Annotated in this window: 11 protein-coding genes; all 11 read right to left on the bottom strand. The window is 51.8% G+C overall.

Translation table 11 applies throughout. From position 1 onward, the window contains the following. Positions 1 to 21: 21 nt before the first annotated feature. Positions 22 to 2226 (bottom strand): beta-glucosidase BglX, encoded by a 2205-nt coding sequence (bglX, locus tag PT964_RS02295; protein ID WP_274361702.1) that lies wholly within the window; start codon positions 2224 to 2226, stop codon positions 22 to 24. Between the two features lie 13 nt (positions 2227 to 2239). Continuing rightward, a complete protein-coding gene (locus PT964_RS02290) occupies positions 2240 to 4654 on the bottom strand; it encodes a beta-galactosidase (protein ID WP_274361701.1) in 2415 nt (804 codons plus the stop codon). Between the two features lie 104 nt (positions 4655 to 4758). After that, on the bottom strand, positions 4759 to 6030 hold the full coding sequence (locus tag PT964_RS02285; protein ID WP_274361700.1) for a hypothetical protein: 1272 nt from the start codon (positions 6028 to 6030) through the stop codon (positions 4759 to 4761). A 31-nt stretch (positions 6031 to 6061) separates the two neighbouring features. Then, positions 6062 to 7324, bottom strand: a complete 1263-nt coding sequence (locus PT964_RS02280; RefSeq protein ID WP_274361699.1) for a glucoamylase family protein — start codon at positions 7322 to 7324, stop codon at positions 6062 to 6064. 16 nt (positions 7325 to 7340) lie between these two features. After that, the gene (locus tag PT964_RS02275) at positions 7341 to 8279 is read right to left on the bottom strand and encodes a carbohydrate ABC transporter permease (protein WP_274361698.1); all 939 of its coding nucleotides are present in this window, start codon (positions 8277 to 8279) and stop codon (positions 7341 to 7343) included. A gap of 13 nt (positions 8280 to 8292) precedes the next feature. After that, entirely contained in the window at positions 8293 to 9150 is an 858-nt protein-coding gene (locus PT964_RS02270) for a carbohydrate ABC transporter permease (protein ID WP_274361697.1), read from the bottom strand. After that, entirely contained in the window at positions 9147 to 11354 is a 2208-nt protein-coding gene (locus tag PT964_RS02265; RefSeq protein ID WP_274361696.1) for a DUF5696 domain-containing protein, read from the bottom strand. The genes PT964_RS02270 and PT964_RS02265 overlap by 4 nt, the downstream gene beginning before the upstream one ends. Beyond that, positions 11347 to 13380 carry a YIP1 family protein gene (locus tag PT964_RS02260; protein WP_274361939.1) on the bottom strand — a complete coding sequence of 678 codons (2034 nt, stop codon included), beginning with the start codon at positions 13378 to 13380 and terminating at the stop codon, positions 11347 to 11349. The genes PT964_RS02265 and PT964_RS02260 overlap by 8 nt, the downstream gene beginning before the upstream one ends. 11 nt (positions 13381 to 13391) lie before the next feature. Continuing rightward, the gene (locus PT964_RS02255) at positions 13392 to 14264 is read right to left on the bottom strand and encodes a carbohydrate ABC transporter permease (protein WP_274361695.1); all 873 of its coding nucleotides are present in this window, start codon (positions 14262 to 14264) and stop codon (positions 13392 to 13394) included. A 12-nt stretch (positions 14265 to 14276) separates the two neighbouring features. Further along, complete coding sequence (locus PT964_RS02250; RefSeq protein ID WP_274361694.1) at positions 14277 to 15236, bottom strand: carbohydrate ABC transporter permease; 960 nt, start codon at positions 15234 to 15236, stop codon at positions 14277 to 14279. After that, positions 15226 to 18174: an extracellular solute-binding protein gene (locus PT964_RS02245; protein WP_274361693.1), complete on the bottom strand. Its 2949-nt coding sequence runs from the start codon at positions 18172 to 18174 to the stop codon at positions 15226 to 15228. Before PT964_RS02245 ends, PT964_RS02250 begins: the two co-directional genes overlap by 11 nt. Positions 18175 to 18199: the final 25 nt, after the last annotated feature.

Here is an 18199-nt window from a genome sequence, read left to right as displayed (position 1 = left end):
AAGACAAGCCGTCTTGTAGGTTTATACGCTATAGGTAAACGTTCCGCACTCGATCAAATCGCTTGCGTTCTTGCCGACGAACACCTTGAAATCGCCCGGCTCCGCCTCGTATTCCTTCTTAGCGGTGAAATACTTGAGCATTCCCGGCTCGATTTCAAATTCGACCGTCTCCTGCTCGCCCGGAGCCAGATGAATTTTCTTGAAGCCCTTCAGCTCAAGCAGCGGTCTCGACGTGCTTCCCCACAAATCGCGAACATACATTTGAACGATTTCTTCTCCTGCATAATTTCCGGTATTTTGCACCGTTACTTTCGCCTTCACGGAGCCGCCCGGCGTCAACGTATCGCCGACCAAAGCCGCATCCGAGTACGTATATTCCGTGTAGCTGAGTCCGTAACCGAACGGGTAGAACGGCGCATTCGGAACGTCGAGATATTTGGAGAGGAAGCGGAAGTCGTTGTCCTCATGCCCTTTCGGTCTGCCGGTGTTCAAGCAGTTGTAGTAAACCGGCACTTGCCCTACGGTATACGGGAAGCTCATCGTCAGCTTCGCCGAAGGGTTCACGTCGCCGAACAGCAGGTCGGCAACCGCGTTTCCTCCTTCCGTTCCCGGGAACCAAGCTTCCAAAATTGCGGGAACGTTGTCGTGATACCACTTGAGCTCCAGCGGACGTCCGTTAAACAGAACAAGCACGGTAGGCTTGCCGAGCTTCAGCACTTCCTCGACCAGCTTCGGTTGAACGCCCGGCAAGGTCAAATACGCGCGGCTGCCTGCTTCGCCGCTCATATGGTCCTCTTCGCCCATGGCGAGAATGACGACCTCTGCCGAAGCGGCCGCCTCGAGCGCCGCCTGGAAGCCGGAAACGTCATTCGAGCTGTAGTCGCAGCCGGCTACGGCTTTAATTTCCACATCATTGCCTAACTTATTAATAAGTCCTTGCTTTACGGTAACAGCCTCTTCCGGCTTCCCGAGTCCGCTCCAGGCGCCCAAAATCCGGCCGTTGTCGGCGAACGGGCCGACGACCGCTACCGATTTGACGTTCTTCTTCAGCGGCAAGGTTCCGTCGTTCTTCAGCAATACCATCGACTTCTGAGCGGCCTCTCTCGCCAATTGACGATATTCCGGCTTCAGGTGCGCCGCTCTTTCGCGCTCGATATTAATGTAACGGTACGGATCGTCGAACAGACCGAGCTTGAACTTCAACGTCAGGATGCGTCTGACCGCTTCATCGATCAGCGCGGCGTCTACTTCGCCCTTCTCTACCAATCGCTCAAGATGGCTAATATATTCCGTCGAAATCATCTCGATGTCGAGTCCGGCTTCAATCCCCTGCTTCGCTGCGTCTTCGCCGTCTTTGGAGCTCATGTGGAACATCGTTTCCCAAAGCGAAGTGTAGTCGGAAATGACCACGCCCTCAAAGCCCCACTCTTCTCTGAGCACTTTGCGCAACAAGAAGGAGTTGGTGGTCGCCGGAATGCCGTCGTATACGTTAAACGACGTCATAATCATCTCGGCGCCCGCATCGATTCCCGCCTTATAAGCAGGCAAATAATAATTGCGAAGCGCCGCTTCCGACATATCGACCGTATTGTAATCCCGTCCGCCCTCTGCAGCGCCGTATGCCGCAAAGTGCTTCACGCAAGCTGCAACCGTATCCAGCGCCTTAAGGTCATCCCCTTGAAAGCCTCGTACGATTGCCGCAGCCATCAGGCCGTTCAAATACGGGTCTTCCCCCGGGCTTTCCATGACTCTTCCCCATCTCGGATCGCGGACAAGGTCGGCCATCGGCGCGAACGTCACCTTAATGCCCGAGGCGGCGCCCTCTGCGGCGGCTACTCTGGAAGTATCCTCTGCGAGCTTCGGTTCCCAGCTGGATGCCAAAGCGAGCGGCATCGGGAATACGGTGCGGAAGCCGTGGATAATATCGAACATAAAGAGCAGCGGAATTTGCAGCCTGTTATGTTCAAGGAATACTTTCTGCACTTGGTATGCCGTCTCCGCGTCGGTCGCGCTCAAGATGGAGCCCAAATTCGAAATCAGCTCCTTGCTGAGCGTACGTTCGGATACGGGGCCGGTTACCGGAGTCGATACTTCGACATTCGAGTTATAGGAACGAAGAACGGTTCCCGGGTCGGTTTGGTACATTTGCCCGATTTTTTCGGCAAGAGTCATTTGCGATAAAAGCTCTTCCACTTTCGTTTGAATCGTTGGATCGGTGCGGTTCATGATGTAGCTCCTCCTATGACACGAATTGTAGCGTTAAGCGGTCGTTTACCTTGGCATGCTGTCTCGAGACGATTACCGTTCGTCCGCCTTCCTTGCGGACCGTAAAGCTTTCGCTCGGAATCACTTCGCGATCCGTCTCGAGCACGATAATATCTTCAGGCTGAGTCAGCCGGAATTCGAATCCGTCATTGTTCACTTTGGCAATTTCCGCGGTCGAATACACGATCTTCACATCGCCGAAGGCTACATTCAGCGGCAGCATTACTCCGTCTTTGCTTTGCAGCAGCAGCTTGCGCCCGTCAAACAAAGCTTTGCCGTCCTCCAGGATGCGAATCTCTTTATCAAATCCGTCCAAATTGAGCGCATGAACGAACCTTTCCCCGTCCTTCGCCGCCGTCGAAGTCATAAAGATGCCGTGGTATTTGCAGTCGTGCGTGAGTCCCGCTTTCGCCCCAAGCAGCTCCAAGGCCGTTCGGAACAAATCGATGTCGCAACGGTATGCGTGGCCGAATACGATCGCGCGGCCTTCTCCGACCTTTGCGTCGAATGCGCAAACCTCATTGCTGCCGTACACGCGCATAATCGGCGTTTGGCTGCCGGCGTCGAACGTCTGGGCGACGTACGAACGCATTTCCGGACGCGGCGCAGCCCAGCCTTCCGAAACGATCGACAGGTGGTAATGACCCGAATCGCGGAGCAGTCCGGTCGGCTTCACGCCTAATGCGTCCGTCAGGATCGAGCATGGCTTGCCTTCCATGTCGAAGCTCGGCAGCTCGCCGTATACGAGCAGCTTGCCTCCCGCATGCAAATAGTCGGCCAGCTTTTGCTGGATATGGCCGTGCATATAACGGGCGGACGGCATTGCGAGCACCGGTGTGACCGAAGCATCCAGCGGTTTGTTTTGAATGTCGGTCGAGCCGAAACGATAGCCTGCAAGCAGCATCGCGCGGCCCATGATCTCCCAAGCGCCGTGCGCCCGGTTCGCCTCGATATTTTCAAGGATCGCCTTCATGCTTTCGCTGCCCGGATAACGATATTCCGTCATGTAATAATCCGGAATGAACGCGAAGCTGACGTCGTCGCGCTCCTCGTTCATATGCGCGAGCTTATCGGCTGCAGCCAGGATCGTCTTGTTCGCGCGCGCCATTCTCGGGAACGTATAATTCAGCTCGCCCTCCGGATTGATCGGCGCCGCGAAGCCGTGACGTTCGCCGGTAAAGGCGATGCGGTCGTTCCCGTCGCCCACCGGCGTATCCATCCGGTAGTTGTAGCCGCCGGTCAACAAATAATAATTGATTAGGCGATTCCCCTGCGCGACGCACATCCGAACTTTGAAATCGGCTGCCGAAGGGTCGTTGCGCCCGCCGTACGTTTCGCCGAAATTGCTGTCGCCGCAATTAAATTCGACGGAGGTAAGCGGCTGATCCGGATTGTGAACGGCATCCATAAACCCGTTGATGATGTACAAGTCTTGGAACGTAGTTATGTCCAAGTCCCCGAAATAAATATCGGAGCCCGACAAATAGCCTGGGGCTTGCGTATACGATTCGTACAGCTGGCTGATGCCGATCGGATAAGTGAAGCCGCGTCCGCCGCTCGTACCGTGGATGTTAATGACGAACGGCACGTCCTTCACGCCGAACTCCTCGGCATAGGAGCGAAGAACGGCCACATAGCGGGCAATCCGGTATCGCATGTAATAGCCTAAATCGTGCATAAGCTCCGGCGCGTACGCTTCCTTCGGAGAGCGAATACCCGCCTTGCGCGCTTCTGCGTCATCCAGCGAGAACGGATAGCGCTCCGAAAGCTGCTCCTCGGAATACCGCTCCTTCAGCCAAGCGGAGAAATCGCTCAGCACGGTTTCCGTGAGATCCGGGCAATTGCTTACCCAAGAGAGCATGCCGATTTCATTGTCCAGCTGAACCGCGATAATATTGCCGCCGTTCGTGTAAAGACGGGGCGCTACGACAGCCATCACCGCGCGGTACCAATTTTTGCTCGCTTCAAGAAATCCGGGAGCGAGGTAATCGACCGTTTTCGTCGTCGCCGGATTGCCGTCCCAGCCGACCGGCACGATTTCCGGGTGCTTCTCATACACCCAATACGGCAATCCTTCGTTCTTCATCTCCGCCATAATGAACGGGCCCGGTCTGACGAAAAACCATAAGCCGTTGTCCCGGCAAAGATCGATAAAGCGTATGAGGTTCAGCTCCGGATGCGTATGCCCGTCAAAATCGAACTCGCCCTCGACAGGCTCGTGGCATAGCCACGGCACATAGCTGGCCACCGCGTTGCAGCCCGCATCCTTCAGCTTGTCGATGCGGTCCTGCCAATCCTCCGGCTTCAACCGATAATAATGAATTTCTCCGCACAGAACGATTTGCGGCTTGCCGTCGATGAGAATCCGCTTCTCCTTGATTTCGATCATCGCTTCAAACCCTGCCTTTTTCCCGAATTTGTTTTGCGTCCAATTCGATTAGTGAAACGTTTCGACCGTCGCTAAAAAAAATAAGTTTGATATCAGAGCTTTTCTTATCTCAACCGATCCGTGAAGAAGGACATTCCCCGCTTGAACGCCGTCAAGCCGTACAGCATGGAGCTCCAATCGATGACGGTCACCTTCTCCGGGTACCAGCGGTCTTTGCCTTCCAGGTGCCACCAGGAATAACGATGCAAGCCGTATTTGTAAGCGGCGCGAAATTTCGCTTCATCCTCCGGATCTTGCGGATTCGAATATACGTCATACGGAATGTGCAACTGATACATCGCATACAAATCGTGAATGCCCGCAGGGTATACAGGCAGGAATCCGGCTACGATATAGGCGGAAGCGACGTTGCCCGGCGAATCCTCGATTTTATCCGCATGATAGGTGTTGTACAAGCCGTCGTTGGCGCCGGCGCCATAGCCCCATACATAGGATGGAACGTCGGCAAGCTCTTTCCACTTCAAGCGGTCGGCCGTGCATGCATTCTCATAGTACTTGTTGTAGATCTCGCTCTTCGCATAATCCGGCACCAAGTAATAAGGGAATTGATGAACGAACGAAGACAAAAACTTCAAATCGCTCGGATCGTTTGTATTCGTATCCGTAATTACCGGAATGTCCCGGTAATTTTTCATAGGGAATTTCTCGATCTTGTCTTCCGCAAACGTATTGTCCCACAGCTCGCGAATATCCGGGTGATCCGGCTGGGCGATTTTCGCCAAATGAGCTACGAGCACATACTCGTTGTAGGCCGGAAGCGGAGCGATCCCTTTGCCGTCTTTTACGATCATGTTGATTACGCCTTTCGCCTTATCGGCGACAACGACGCTCCAGTCCATCTGCTTCAACAATTCGTGAGCCATCTCATCGATTTCAGGCGCTTTGTCTTTAAAATGCTTCCCTGCGAACAACGCACCCGCTACCAACAACGAAGTATCGATCGTCGAAATTTCAGATCCTAAATTTTCGCCCGTCTCCATATCGATGAAGTGTGCGAAAAAGCCCGAGTCCCTAGCCGGCTTGCAGCCTTCTACATTGCCGAGAGCGGCGTTCAGCGTAAGCTTCGCCTTCTCGGCCGCTTGGTCGTCCCAGCCCTCGTAATCGGCAACAACCAAGCTGATCAAGCCGACCCCGGTCGCAGCGACCGAGCAGCGATCCTCCGGATTTTTCGCAAAGCTGAAATACGCGTCGCCGTAAAGACCCGTGCGCGGGTTGCGGCAAGCGTCGATCAACCGGTAGGAATCCTCATATTGCCGGTCGACAAACGCCTTTACCTTATCCGAAAGCTGCTCGTATACATTCGTCGTTTGTTTCATGGTAACTCTCTCCAGTCGCTGATGTGTATTCTCATTTCTTTTTGAATTGCAGAGCTTCAAGCCCTTTCTTCACATAAGGAACCTCCATAAAGATGTTCCAAACTGCATCGTCCCGGTAATTGGCGGCCATCAGCAGCGTAATGCCTTTATCGATTCCGATATAGTCGGGACCGACCCAATCCGCATTCTCGTTGAACGCGTCCTTGAGTCCGTATTCGCCGCTCAATTTCGGAACGGTGAGGTAATATTTCAACGCTGCGACGGATTCGTCCGGCGTAAATACGACCGAGCCCAGCGCCCCGGCCGGCGGAACCGTGCCGTCTACTTGATGCGCGGCATTGTCATAGCCGGAAGGCGGCGAACCGAGCAACCCGTTATAACCGGCCGGCGAATCGGACGCGGTAAATCCCCAGGAGCTTTCGCCAACCCCTTTAAACTTCCCGCTCTGGTCGATGGCGAATTGCCGGCTCGCTTGGGACGCAACGACCGAGTTGTGAAACCAATCGACTCCATCCCGGTCCAGCATGTTGCGAAAATCGATCCAAGCGTGAGAAAACTGATAGGTGAATATGGAGCCGAACCAGGAATGGATGAACGGTTCGGAATCCTTGTACGATGCTTTATGGCGTTTGAAGCCGTCGTATGCGTCAATCGGATGCGTCGGGGAACCGGCGGCCAGTACGTAGAGCATCAACTGCTCTGCGTAGAAATCCCAGTGCCCTTGGAACCCTTTCTCCGGGTAATAAGCCATATAAAATTGATTCCTGCCCTGATCGACGAACCACGGCCACTCGACGCGCTCGTACAGCTGCTCGCTCTTCTTTAGAACGTCGCCGCCGAAATATTGACCCGCCGTCAGCACCCCGTTCATCAGCAATCCGGTGTCGACGCTCGAAATTTCGCTGTTCCACTCCCGTTTGCCGTTACTCACGTTCACGAAGTGGTAAAAAAATCCGTGCTCGTGTTCCATTCGAAGAAGCGTATCGAGCGTTCGATTCGCTCGCTCGTAACCGTCCTCGCGGCTGATCCAGCCGTTCTCCACCCCGATCGGAAGCGCCGTGAGCGCAAATCCGGTCGCCGCCGTACTCGCGATCGTCGGATTGCCCGGATATCTGTCCCTCGTCAAGCCGTAGCCTTCCGAGCCTTCTTCATGATTCGACTGCTCCCACAAATAATCGAAGGACGCTTTAGCCTCAAGATCCAGCTCATCCGGCTGTTTCTTCGAGCAACCGGCGGCCGCCGTCAAGAGCACTGCCGCTCCAACCAAACAAGCAACCCATTTCCTGTACCGCAAAACAGCGCACTCTCCTTTATTCCCCGGTGATGCCGGAACGCTCGATGCTTTCCACGAACCAGCGCTGCGTGAAGAAGTAAACGATCAATAACGGGATAATATTCAAAAACGTCCCGGCCATATTAATCGCTTCATTCAAGCTTCTTCCGGTCTGCGCATTCGGATCGACAGGGAACATCTTCTGATACGTTGCTGCGAAGTTTTGCAGCTCGAGCGGAAGCGTGGTCAGCTTATCGCCCAAGTACAGCGCCGCAAGCAGCGTTTCGTTCCAATACCATACCATCGAGAACAAGAAGGAAATGATAAAAGCCGGTACGGCCATCGGCACGCAAATGACCGCGAAAATTTTGTAAGCGCCGGCTCCGTCGATTTGCGCGGCTTCCTCGAGCGCCTTCGGAATCGATCTGAAAAACTGGAAGAAAATCAGGATAAACAGTCCGCTTTTTAACCCCTGCCCCATTGCCGCCGGAATAATATAAGAGAATATGCTGCCGATGAGTCCGAGATCTTTAAACATTAAGAACTGCGGAATCATCGTAATTTGCGGCGGGATAATGAACGTTATCAGCACGAGCGCAAACAAGATCGATTTGCCGGGGATGCGGAAACGGGCAAACCCGTACCCGATCACCGCCGCCGAAATCGTTTGGACGATGGCAGGGACGAAGGAAGCAAGAATGTTCTGCCATAGCGTATTCAGGAAATCCATGACCTCAGCCGCACGGGAGAAATTGTCCATAAAAAATCCGGACGGAAGATAGGTGATTAACGGGTTTATAAGGTCTTCCGTACTCATAAAGCTGTAGGTGATCATATAAAACAGCGGGTACAAATATACGAAACCGATAAGAGACAGTAAGAAATATACGGCTATTTTGTAGAGAATGCCTTCACCGGTAAAGCCCCATAACATTCGTTTGGTCTTATCGATCGTTCTGCGGTTGATCGCTTTCATACTCTCTCACCTCCTATCGGTTACTCTTCCGCTGTCTTGTTACCAGCACTAATATGCCTAAGAGCACCAGCATGACAAGGAAATAAATCCATGCCATCGCCGCGGAATAGCCCATACCGTATTTCGGATCGTACATCGCGCTTTGAATCATATTGATGACCGGATTCAAGGAAAATACCGATTGCATAATAACGGTATACACCATGTTCACGATGATCATCGGGTTCAGCGCCGGCAGCGTCAGCTTCCAGAACGATTCCCAACGGGACGCCCCGTCGATGCTCGCCGCCTCATACATGGAAGAATCAAGCTTTTGCAAGCCGGCCAGGAAGATCAGCATCTGCACGCCGGAGAACCAAAGAATCGTAATAAACGACGTTAACAGGAAAATAAGCAAGTCGGCGAGCAATCCCGGCATGCTCTTCTCGAGATTGCTCATCTCGATAATCGCCTGAATCCCCGGCAGCGTAGTGGCGCCTTGATCCATCAGCTGCTTGATTACAGGGCCGCTCGTAATAATGACCGGGAGGAAGTAAATCGTCCGGAATATGCCTTTGCCGCGAATCTTTACGTTCAGCAAAAGGGAGACGATTAAAGCGAATACGACGATAACCGGCACAATGACAAGCGTTTCGACGAAATAGCTCACAACGGTATCCCCGAACTGGACATCCATAAAGAGCGCATTTCTGTAATTTTGCCAACCGATAAAGGTCGTCTTAATTCCATCAGCCGTAATCTTTACTTGGCTAAAGCTGAACAGCAGCGTTCGGATCAACGGATAGCAGGTGAAAATCAAAAACCCTACGATCCAAATCCATATGAATGATAAGCCGACAAGCGCCTCTCTAAGCCGGTAACTGATTTTCATGACCGGCCTCCTTCCAGAACCAAGAAGCCTTGCGCCGGAATCGTGTTCCCGTCCGCCGTAACTTCGTTAATGTTGTAATTGACATAGATGACGGTGCCGTTCGAATAACGGTTTCTAAATACGCCTTCTTGCACTTTTTCGCGTTTTTCAAAGGTCGCGCCTGCAACAGGCTCCAAGGCGTCTACGATCGTCCGGTATTCTTTCACGACCTGGTCCTTCCAAACCGTATACTGCGACGTGAACAGCGACCAAGACGACTCCGTATTCGCCAGCTTAATCGGATCCTCATCGGTCAGAATGAAGGACGGATAGCTGCCGTAATCGATCATCCTCAGCTGTTCCTTCTGCGGGTTCGCGTTGAAGTTGGAAGCCTGGGCGTAATAATCGATATAGCCCTTGAGCACAAGCTGCAAGAACGGCACTTCTTCGCTCTCAAGCAAGAAGCTGGAGGTGCCTGTCGGCAAATCCATAATGCGGTCGGCAAACTTCCACAAATAATAGTTAGGTCTGTAAAGCGCCAAGCTGCCGATTTCATCGTGCGAAAGCATCGACTCATACGTTTCGATCGATCCGCTTCGCGTGGCAGCGTGCTTCACATAAGTGGAGAACAGGTTGCCGCCGATCGAATCCATCGCGATATTGTTTATTCCGTACTTGTTGAATGACGATATTTCATTCTCAAACAGCTTCACGGATACGGCCGGCTGCAAGTAATACGACCTGCCGAAGAACGAGATCAGCTGCTTGGAAATCGATCGGGCGATGTCGCCCTTTCCGTATCCGTCCGCAGATGGAGCGACCGTCACATAGTCGGTATAGAAGTAAACCGGAATGCCTAATTCCTTATACTTCTCTACGAACGCTTTCCAATCGGCCCCGCTGCCTACCTTTCCTTCAAAAGGCAAGTGGGTAGGCGATGCTCCGGTTGCGCCGCCTTCCGTGTAGCCGCGGACGACGACCATCATGCGCTCCACATGATTTGCCCGCAAATCGTCCAGCATACTGTCCATCTGCTTGACCGTGGTCATCGGAATGACTTCGTGTCCGATCATTTTCTTTTGGTTATCCGCCGCAAACAGTTCAATCCGAAGCGGGAGCGAATTTGCGCCGTCCTGCTTCTTGGCCGGCAGCTCTCCCCGCTGAACCATTTCGCTCTGCACCCGGCCGGCCATCCCGGAGTAGTCGGCCTTCTCGCCGGATAACAGCATGATTTTCATCGAAGCGTCGAATTTGTTTTTCTCTTCTTGATTTAAGGTAATGCCTTTGCCCTTCTTATCGACAGGCTGGAAGTAATTTTCCCTGTAAATCCACTTGGCCGTAGTCCAATTGTAAGCCGTGGTCACGCCGCTCGGATAAGACCGGATTTCCGCATAAGGCGCACCGCCCGTAATCATGGAGGCAAAAGCGTTCTTACCTTCGCTCCGGGCGATGCCGAACACCGGAAGATACACTTGCTCCACAGGAGTCGCCGGGCTATCCGAAAATTTCGGACTGCCCTTCATCCCGAGATCGTCGCCGTACACTCTCCCGATATACGGCTGCGTGGCCACCGTCTGCTCGTTCAAGCTGATGAGCGCCCCGGACCCGTCGGGGATGAGCATGTAGCCTTGATCCGGCTGCACTCCTTTGGTTGCGCCGAAGAACGGGTACATGTATAGCGATTGCAGCCGATTATCCTGGTTGGTCTCTTGAATCGACGCCTCCGGAACCTTGAACTCCACCGCGTCGTCCGTCAGTCTCACTTCCATCTTTAGCGAAATTCCAAGCTTGTCATAATCAACGTTCGCCGAGAAGCCGTCCGCAAGGTTCTCAACAGCGATCTTCGCTTGCCCCGCGGTTACGGGAACCGTGCTGACTTTGCGTTTGGAATCCATGTATTCCACGCTCAAGCCGGATTCGAAGAACGATTGCCACGATTTGTTCAGCTTCTCGTCCTTCTCGTCCAGCGCACCGTCCCAAACATAACCGTTCTCTTTATCTTGAACCTTGATGCCCAGCGTTTGCTTGTTGACATAAAGAATCAACCGGTCGTTTTCCGCTGCCTTCCGGTAGGAGGCCAAATTGTCAGCCGATGCGTCCGCGCCGGCGGCGGGAGCTTCCGTGTCGCTCGCTCCTTGTTCCGCCCATGCTACGATAGAGACCAACCCGGCCAACATCAGGAACGTTAACGACAAAGCGGCTATTCGTTTCACTTTGTTAAGCACGGTTTCTCATCTCCTGAACGATCGTTTGCACAAAGTCCACTTCTTGATTAAATAAGAGCACTAAAAGGAAAATAACGAGCGCGGCCATCACAATGCCGAATAGCGTCAAAAACAAATTGCGAACCGTCTGCCCGAACGTATAATCGTGCAGCTCCTTCACCATGATGCATACGAGAAGGATCGACCATCCTTGAATAAACATCATCGAATAATCGTAAACGAATTTTTCGTTGAAAGTGAGCACGTTGCTTAGTAATGCGATCGGAAGCACGAAAATCAAATACGGCGAAAGCGCGTAAATCGTTCCGATATATACTTCCGAAAACTTGCCTTCGCCGTCGCTGATCGTACTCACCATGTAGTTCATGACGACCCAGAACACCAACGGCACGGCCGTGGTCAAAATAATGGGCATTAAGTCCATCTGGTCAGGATCGCCGTTTGCGAACAAGTAGCCTTTGGCATAAACCAATATCACTTGGAGCAGCAGCATCCAGACGTAAAGAATCGTCGCAGAGCGGACAGTCGCCCGTTTGTTTTCCTTGAGCTCCTGGACGGCATCGATCGGATGCTTCAGGAAGTGAAACATAAACAACAGTTCTTTCACCAGCTTGATGTCCGTAACGCGATTTTTTATCCGTATGAACGGCTGCAGAATGCGGTAACGCCGGTGAAGCGCTCGGATCACGTACCCTAGAACAATGAGTCCAAATCCGATATACACAACGATATTAATATTTTGCTGAAGCCAATCGTTGCGGATTTTCCAGAATGCGTCGGAATAACCGCCTTTGTCTTCCGCCATTTTGAAGCTTTCCAGAGCCTTACCGTTCAAGTCTTGCTTGAAATAAGATTCGGCCAAAGATTTGTAAGATAAAATAAAGTAGCTGTTCATCTTGAGGATATCTTTCCAGATGCCCTCGCTCTGCACGTATAATCCTTGCTTGTAAAGATCGACGCCTTCGTACACCTTCGTTGCAAACGGAGTAATCTGATAGCGGTTAATGACATTCCGCTCTTTGTCGGCGACATACAGCGTATGTCCGGAATCGACGACGTCGATGGCGGAAGCGCTCTTGAACAAGCCTTTGCGCTCGTATGTGTCATCCCATCCGCCGAGCATGAACAACAGATTGCCGAAGCTGTCGTAAACGCATATGAGTCCGTTGGCGTCTACGGTGTACATATTTCCGCCCGCATCCACGTCGATATCAACCATCGCGCCGCTGGTCCACGAATGAGAAGTCAAAATGTTATTGCCGATAATATTCAGCTTTTTGAGGCCTTCTCCTTCGCTAAGTCCTGTCGTGACCGTATATAAGAGCCCTTGACGGTCCAGCACAATGCTGGTCGGGGACGGAGGCGTCGTTTTAAACAATTGGCCTTTCTGGTCTTCCGTAAAGATCAACCGTTGAATGAGCATCTTCATCGACATGCTCGTTCGATTTGCGCCGACGTATCCCAAGAAATTCCCGTTATTGTTCAACTGCACGACGCCGTTGATGGAGCCTTCGCTGATGACATATATGTTGCCGCGTTTATCCACCGCAACCTTCTTCGGCTTGAAATCATTCTTCTTTCCGTAAATCGGTTCTTCCGGCCGGCCGAACTGCTTTAGGAGCTTTCCTTGTGCGTCAAAAACGACAATTTGCTTGAGCCCGTAGTCCGCTACATAAATGTGCCGGTCGGCGGTCACATATACCCCCGACGGATTCGATAACACGCCTTCGCCGATCGGCTGCGGAGGGTTCTTTCCGTCGTACGCCAAAATTCGCGCATTCCCGGAATCCGCAACGTACAGGATCCCGGTTTGTTCTTCATAAAAAATATCCGCCGGCTGATTTACGTCGAGCCGAATCATTCCGTCCGGTTCATATGCGGTTTGAGTCCCGACAATCATCCCGCCCGGGCCTTCGGTGCCCGTTCCGTACGGCGTACCCGCCATCGCCGGCGCTGCGCCTTGTATAAGGAGAAAGCAACCAATAACGACGAGCAATACCCAACTGCCAACCGTCTTCTTTTTCATCTGCGTCACCACTATTTCAGCCCGGAATGAGCCATCGTATTCATGACTCGGCTTTGCATAAAGATAAAGATCAATAAGTTCGGGATAAACATAATAAGCGCGGCTGCCGCGGAAATTCCTTGGCCCGCCACCTCGTTGTTCGTTGCCGTAAAGGTTGACATGTAATAGGCGAAGTTTTTCAGGTTTTCATCATTGATGTACAGCGTGGCCGAGTCCGTGCTGTTCCAGGCAAGCTGAAACGCCAATATCGCAATCGTAGCGACCGCCGGCATCGTCATCGGAATGATGATTTTCCGGAAAATCGTAAAGTCGCTCGCCCCGTCCATCTGCGCGGCTTCAATAAGCTCGTTCGGAATTTGATCGATAAACTGCTTGATCAGAAACAGACCGACCGGCATCGCCAAGAGCGGAAGAATGTTGACCGAGAAGTCGTTAATTAATCCGAGCTTGACGACGAGGAAGTACCTCGGAATCGCGACTGCGACAGGAACGAACATGAGCGCGAGCGTATTGATCGAAAACAAAGCGTTTTTCAATTTGAAGTTTTTCTTAGAAAAGGCATAGCCCGCCGCCGCGCTGATGAAAATCGTGGCGAGCACCGTCACAGCCGTAATCACGATGCTATTGAAAATATAACGGCTGACCGGAATGCCTGATGTTGTAAAGGTCGAAAGCAAGAAACGAAAGTTGTCCATCGTCGGATTCTGCACGAAAAACCTCGGCGGAAATGCGAACAATTCGTCCATCGGCTTAAGAGAATGAGAAAAAATAAATACAATCGGCATAACCATGAAAACCGAGAGAGGAGCCAGAATCAGGTAGAACTTCAACTGACTGATATGAAATCGGCTCGGATTCATCTTTGTGCCTTGAAATGAAGCCATACTTGTTCCCTCCTACTCTTTCTCGGCGAACATTCTCCAAACAAATTTCGAGCAAACCCAAATAATTAACAGCAATACGACGGAAATTGCCGAAGCATAACCCATCTCATACCGGATGAAACCGAAATCCTCAATGTGGTTGACGATGAGCTGTCCGGAATAAGACGGCGTCGGGTTCGATCCCGACAGCTGCACCCCGATGAGACCCGCCTGAAAGGTGGAGACGACGGACATAACGGCGCCGAACAGCATTTGCGGCTTCATGGACGGAATCGTAATATGAATAATTTCTTGGAAACGGTTCGAGATTCCGTCAATATAGCCTGCTTCGTACATCTCCGAGTTGATATTGAGCACGCCGGCGAGCATGGCCAAAAACCCGATCCCCATGCTGCTCCAAATCGTGACCACCATCATAATAGGCATTAAATATTCGGGCGATTGCAGCCATTGAATCGGCTGGGTAATGAAGCCGTTGCGCAATAGCAAGCTGTTAATGTAGCCCGTAGGATCGCCGCTGAAAATCGTCTTCCATACGACGGCCATCGCAACCCCTGCAGTCAGGGACGGCGAATAGATCAGCAAGGCAAGCACGGTCCTCGGCCCCTTCTGAACTTGCGCAAGTATCCAAGCAAGCACAAAAGATAAAATGTACGAGACCGGCCCGACGATAAGCGAAAACTTCAACGTATTGGGCAATACGTACTGCATAAATACGCTATCGCTCATAAACAAATCGATATAATTTTTGAGTCCCGTAAATTTAGGCAGCTGTATGGCGTTAAAGCTCGTAAAGGAGAGCCCGATCGCGATCACAACGGGAAGCACGATAAAGACAAAGAAAAGCACGAGATAAGGAGCCAGGAAAAGGTAGGCGGAGCCTTCCTTTTCCCTCCATTCCTTAAACTTGCTGCGGGGCTTTGAGTTCCCGTCCGTTCTCGGCAGCGTCGTCATATTGGACTTAGTTTCCATCTCTTCCTTTCACCCAACCTTCTACATCCTCGATTGTTGGAACATGATAAGGAACGACTACTTTGCCCTGTTTCATGTACCCGAATTCTTCCATTTTTCTAGAGGTTTCTTTGTTGATCTCAATCACTGCATCCTCTACCGTAGATCGGATATTTTCCCCGTCGAACACAACCTTGGTCCAAATATTGCTTAATTCGCGTTCGATAATATAGGCGCTCGGCGACTTAGGCACCTCTCTCATCCATTTCCATTGCTCCAGAACGACTTGTTTGTCTTCATCCGGCCAATAGAGCTGACTGAAAGCTTCGTTGTTTGCGCTGTTCCACAAATACTCCTTGCCGTACAACGTTTGCAGCTGATTTGCGAAATGAACCTGCGTCTCCGTCGAAAGCCACCATTTCATGAATTCCCATGCCTCGTCAGGATGCCGGGTATTCTTGAAAATCATCGATACTTGCGCGGAACCCGGCTCCCAGCGTTCCGTCACACCGTTGCGCTTGATCCCCGGCGCAGGAGCGATTTTCCACAAGCCTTTCAGTTCGGGAGCCGCTACTTGCATTTGGATATAAGTCTGGAAGTTGCTGACGCCTAGCGGCATTTTCCCTGTGCGCAGGTGCTCGTAGAAGGTAGGAACTTGCATCTGCAAGCCGTACAGCTTGAACAAATTCGTCATGAGCTCAATGCCTTGAAGAGATTCCTTGCTGTCGAGCCCGGTTTCGAAAGCATCCTTGCCGTAAATGTCGCCGCCCGCTTGATAAATGAAAGGAGCGGTAGCCATGAACGGTTTCGTCCCTGTTGCGCCGGCCATCGGCGAATAAAAATTCATACCGTATCTTTGAAGCTCCGGCATAATTTCGATAACGTCGTCCCAAGTATCCGGCACAGGAATGTTCAGATTGTCCAAAATATCTTTTCGATAGAACAGAACCCAAAAATCTTGCGTTTCAGGCAATCCGTATACTTTACCGTTCTCAACGAGAGGCAAGATCGCTCCCGGCGAGATCGGCTGAATGACTTCGCCGAAATCGTCGAATTGCCTCAAATCAAGTGCGGCGCCGCGGAAGCCTAAATCGAACGGCACGTTGTTGCTGACCCCGAGCGCCAAGTCCGGTGCAATGCCGGATGCTGCTGCCAGCGTAAGCCTCTGCTCGTTGGGTAATGTCGAGAAATTAACCTTGATGCCCGTTTCCGGCGTAAACTGTTCGTCCACCATTCGCTGCAGCAGTTCCATGTAGTTTCTTGGGCGGTTAAGCCAAACGTTCAATGTCGGGCCTTCTTTGCTTTGCTGATTGCCGGAAACCCAGAACGTATGGAAAAACTGCTTTGTGCCTTCGTAAACGGAGCTGATCCAGGTAGCTTTATGCTCCGGATACGAAGCTCCCTTATTCGAAATGTACAATTGATCTATCGTTAACGGCTGATTTTCGAAATCTGTGATTGCGTTCGAAAGGTTTTGCGTTACGGAGCCTGCCCCGCCGTTAAGCTCATTCAGCTTGCGCGGAATAAGGTTCGGCTCGGCCGCCAGCTTCTCCAGGCTGTTGACAGCCATCTTGATGCCGGTTAACCCTTTGGAGCTGTCTTTGCCGCCGTTCAGCGCCACTACTTTCTGAAGCTCTTCGTTCAGCGCCTTTGATATCCCCAGCAAATCTTCCTGAATGGTCGGGAAATATTCCGTTAATTCCCAATCGCGATTTTGGTCCACATCGTTGCCCACTAATTTTCGAATTTCCAGCGTCAGATCATTCGCTTGCTTGATGGAATTTCGCAATAATTGAATGGTTTCGTAATAGGGGCTCGCATCCGCCATAATGCCGATTCGGTGCTTCCCTTTGCTTAGATAAAAGAGGTACGGCCCTTCATTGCCTTGCAGCACTTCCGTTTTCCAAGAGGTTGAGTAGTCGAAAGAATAGTTTTTCGCTTCTGCAAAAGGAACTTGGCCGTCGATGGTAAAGGTTCGGAATACACGGGAGTTCGGTTTTTCGGATTGCTGGTATTTGACACCGATTTGATAAAGCCCGTCTTGTTCCGCATCGATATCGTAGTAAACGGTTTGGCCCGATATATCCCACGTTTTTCCGCCAATCGTATTTAGCAGCTGAAGGTTTGTTTCGTAAGGGGAAACTCCCAAATCCCGGCTTGGCATCGGGTTGATCGTCGTATCGTTCTTGACGTCGGGTTTTTCCGCTTCCTTAATAATCATAGCCTGCTTGATTTCAGGCTTGTCTGCGTGCTGCCCGGCATATTGCGCATACGAAGGCAATGCGCTCGGCGGCGCCACGGTCAGACTGCCGCTCAGCAGTTCCCCGTTCATCAGAGTAACTTTGATGATGTTTTTCCCTTTGTTTAGCTTGAGCTTGAACGGCTCCGGATTCATCCGGTTCGGGTCCGCAAACTGAATCGTCTGCCATTCGTCCGCGCGCAGCTGGGTCGGCATCACTTCGTTGCCGTAGCGGTCCTTCGGAAACGTATCCGTGTTGCTTTTCCAAAGCGGCGGCAGCACGAATCGGTTCGCCTCCAGGTTCGGGTACTCCCCGTTTACCTGAATGCTATATTCCGTGGATTGCAACCCTTCGGCAAGGACAAAATAATCGAAAGAGAGAGTATACTCCCCTTCCTCCTTAACATCGAGTTCAGCTTCAAAAGAATCGCCTTTATTTAAATGGATCGCGCCGTCTTCATAACCGTAAGCAGCCTCTCTGGCAATAATCGGTAAGTTGGACATAAAACGGGACGGGGAGATCCTGTAGGATCCCCCGTCACCCGTATTCGTTCCTTCTTTCTCCCTTTGATCCGGAGAGGCAGAATTGCGGTTATTGACTATATTGGAATTGGCATCGTCATTCCCTCTGGTTATAAAGCCGTAGATGCCTGCTGAGATGACGATGAGTCCAATCAAGATCAAGCTGAGTGTGATCTTGGCTCCCCTACGTCTTAACATGGATTCTACCTCCTCTGGCCGCCGG

Origin of the sequence: Paenibacillus thermotolerans (assembly GCF_028745515.1) — a bacterium.
Classification (GTDB): Bacteria; Bacillota; Bacilli; order Paenibacillales; family YIM-B00363; genus Paenibacillus_AE; species Paenibacillus_AE thermotolerans.
Note: the sequence above shows the minus strand (reverse complement) of the source record. Positions and strands in the feature narration are given on the sequence as shown.